3 protein-coding genes are annotated in these 3469 nt (G+C 70.3%); 1 reads left to right on the forward strand and 2 read right to left on the reverse strand.

Going from position 1 to position 3469, the window contains the following annotated elements:
- On the forward strand, positions 1 to 502 hold a 502-nt coding region (locus CVM52_RS24495; protein WP_503128404.1), incomplete at its 5' end, for a Rossmann-fold NAD(P)-binding domain-containing protein.
- Between the two features lie 98 nt (positions 503 to 600).
- On the opposite strand, the gene CVM52_RS24500 is transcribed toward CVM52_RS24495, so the two are convergent.
- The gene (locus tag CVM52_RS24500) at positions 601 to 2646 is read right to left on the reverse strand and encodes a hypothetical protein (RefSeq protein WP_100164911.1); all 2046 of its coding nucleotides are present in this window, start codon (positions 2644 to 2646) and stop codon (positions 601 to 603) included.
- Positions 2643 to 3469: DUF4159 domain-containing protein (locus CVM52_RS24505; RefSeq protein WP_133119975.1), on the reverse strand; the 827-nt coding region annotated here is incomplete at its 5' end. The genes CVM52_RS24500 and CVM52_RS24505, both read right to left, overlap by 4 nt.

A 3469-nucleotide genomic window follows, 5' to 3' on the forward strand; every position in this document is an offset into this window, starting at 1 on the left:
CTCGACCCGGCGCGGGGCCTGGCGGGTCCAGGCCGAGGCCGAGTGGCGCGCGATCCCCGGCCTGCCGCTGCATATCTTCCGGCTGGCCGGCATCTATGGCCCCGGCCGCGGCCCCTTTGCCAAGGTGCGCGCCGGCACCGCGCGGCGCATCATCAAGGATGGCCAGGTGTTCAGCCGCATCCATGTCGAGGACATCGCCCAGGTGATCCTGGCCTCGATGGCCCGGCCACGCCCCGGCGCGATCTACAATGTCTGCGACGACAATCCGGCGCCGCCGCAAGAGGTGATCGCCCATGCCGCGGCCTTGCTGGGCCTGCCGCCGCCCCCGGCCGAGGCTTTCGGCACCGCCGAGATGACACCGATGGCACGGTCGTTCTACGCCGAGAGCAAGCGGGTGAAAAACGACCTGATCAAGACCGAGCTGGGGGTGACCCTGCGCTATCCCGATTACCGCAGCGGGTTGCAGGCGCTGCTGGAACAGGAGGGCCTGGGGTCAGCGTGAGCCCCGGCACGGCGGCCGGGGCGCGTTGCCATAAGTTGCGGCCCGGCGCCTCCGGCTCGCATCCGGGCCGGGATCGTCGCTCCCGCTTGCAAGATCGCTTACCGCCGCCCCTCGCGCAGCCAGCCGCCGACGATCAGCAGCGCCGCCATCAGCAACACCAGCCAGGGCGGCAGCAGCGCGGTCTGGGTCACGTCGCGGGTTTCATAGGCGTTGCGCGGGGTCAGCCCGATCCAGCCGCGCCCCGCCGCCGGGCGGCCTTCGCGCACGTTGCGGATCGACGGGATGCCATCTTCGATATCGAAGGCACCACCGCGCAGCGGTTCGATCACCGGCTCGAACAGGGCCGGGGTGGCGATGGTTTCCTCGAACTCGCGCGGCGCCGCCGGGCCCAGCCCGATCACCGCCTCCTGTGCGCCCTCGACCAGCCGGTACAGCCCGATCTCGGCGCCGCGGTAAAGCCGTTCGAACCGGCCCGGCGCCACCGGGTCCAGCGTCACGGTTTCGGTCTCGCCCGAGGGCGTGGTCACCGTGACCTCGCCGATGTCCTCCGACAGGGTGCGGCGGATGATGCGCATGGTCTGGCCCGAGGTCACCTCGGCGGTCAGCGCCTCTTCCTCCAGCTCGGGTTCCTTCATCATCCAGTGCGCCAGCCGCCGCAGCAGTTCCAGCTGCGGGCCGCCACCCTCATAGCCGCGGTTCCACAGCCAGGCATGGTCCGAGGCCAGCAGCGCCACGCGGCCTTCGCCGACCCGGTCCAGCACCAGCAGCGGCCGGTCGTCGACGCCAGCCATCGCCACGGTGCCCGATTCCGGCTCCAGGTCGACCTGGCGCAGCCACGATCCCCAAGTGTCGCCGCCCTGCAGATCGCTGGTCACCGGGTGGCGGTCGCCCAGCTCGGTCACCCGCGGGCGATAGCGCTGTTCGATCACCCGGGCGGTCGGCGCGGCGGGCAGCACCGCGCCCAGCGGCGAGCGATAGATCGAATCGGCGGTGGCGAAATCCGGCCCGGCGGCGACCAGCACCGCGCCGCCCTCGCGCACGTAATTGGCCACGTTGTCCAGGTAGATGGTCGGCAGGATGCCGCGCCGCTTGTAGCGGTCAAAGATGATCAGATCGAAATCATCGATCTTCTCCAGGAACAACTCGCGCGTCGGGAACGCGATCAGCGACAGCTCTCCCACCGGCACGCCATCCTGCTTTTCCGGCGGCCGCAGGATGGTGAAATGCACCAGGTCGACCGAGCTGTCCGATTTCAGCAGGTTGCGCCAGGTGCGGCCGCCGGGATGCGGCTCGCCCGAGACCAGCAGCACCCGCAGCCGGTCGCGCACGCCGTTGATCTGGATCAGCGCGGTGTTGTTGCGATCGGTCAGCTCCCCTTCGGCAGCGGGCACGGTGAACTGGATCACGTTGCGTCCGCCATGGGGCAGGGTGATCGGCAGTTCCAGATCCGCGCCGATGGGCACATCGTATTGCTCGGGTTCGCCGCCATCGATCGAGATCGCCAGCGGCGCGGTGCCGGCGCCCACGGGCGCGGCGCCGCTGTCCTCGATGCGGATGGTCAAAGTCACCGGTTCACCGATGATGGCGAAGGCCGGCGCGTTGCGCACGATCAGCCGGCGGTCCCAGTCGGTATCGTGCCCGGTCATCAGCAGGTGCATCGGCGCCGGCAGGTCGGGGGCCAGTTCCATGTCATGCGCGCGCCCGTCGCTCAGCGCGATGATCCCGGCGACCCGCGCGCTGGGTTCCTCGGCCAGCGCCGCGCTCAGCGCCGTCATCAGCTGGGTGCCGGCATCGCCTTCGCCATCGGGCACGGCAACGCGGCGCAGCTCGGTATTCTCGCGCCCGGCCAGCGCGGCGGTCACCGCCTCGACGGCCTCGGCCATCTGGGCGGGGCGGTCGGCCAGCTGCTGGCTGGCGCTTTCATCCTCCAGCAGCAGCACGATATCGCTCAGCGGCCGGCGGTCCTCCTGCTGGAAGACCGGCCCGCTCAGCGCCGCCAGGATGACGATCGCCGCCAGCCCGCGCAGCGCCCAGCCAGACAACCCGCGCCACGCCGCCAGCACCACGCCGGCCAGGGCCAGCGCCGCCACCAGTGCCAGGACCGGCCAGGGCACCAGCGGATCGAACAGAAGCGTCCCGGTCATTGCCCCAACCTGTCCAGCAGGGCGGGCACATGGACCTGGTCGGATTTGTAGTTACCCGTCAACACATGCATCACCAGATTAACCCCAAAGCGATAGGCCAGCTCGCGCTGGCGTTCGCCGGAAAAACCGCTGCCCACCGGCAACAGCGCGCGGCCGTTTTCATCCACCGCCCAGGCGCCGGCCCAGTCATTGCCGCCCACCACCACCGGCGTCACCCCGTCATTGAGGTTGCGGAACGGCATGCCCTCGATCTGCTCGGCATCGGGCGGCGCCGCCTCGACCCAGACTTCGCGGCTGGTGTTGCGGCCGGGGAAGTCCTGCAGCAGATAGAAGGTGCGGGTCAGGACATGGTCGCCCGGAATCGGCTCCAGCGGCGGTATGTCCAGCGGCGCGGCCAGGTCCTGCAGCTTGCGCCCGTTCGGGCTGGCGGCGCCGAACCGGGCGATATCGGCATCGCGGGTGTCGAACACGATCATCCCGCCCGAGCGCAGATAGGTGTTCAGCTTGGCATAGGCCTCGGCCGAAGGCGTCGGCTGCGCCGGGGTGATCGGCCAGTAGAGCATCGGGAAAAACGCCAGCTCATCCCGCTCCAGATCGATGCCCATCGGCACCGCCGGCTCGACCGAGGTGCGGAAATACAGCGTGTCGGACAGGCCGCGCAGCCCGGCCAGGGCAATGTCATCGACGCGGGAATCGCCGGTCAGCACATGCGCCAGCACCAGTTCCGAGGTCGCGGCCAGCGCGAAATCCCCGGCCGCGTCGCTGTCCTGCGCCGCCGCGCGCTCGGCCCCGGGCAGGACCAGCGCCAAGGCCAGCAGCGCCG

The sequence above is a fragment of the Pseudooceanicola lipolyticus genome, assembly GCF_002786325.1.
GTDB classification, from domain to species: Bacteria; Pseudomonadota; Alphaproteobacteria; order Rhodobacterales; family Rhodobacteraceae; genus Pseudooceanicola_C; species Pseudooceanicola_C lipolyticus.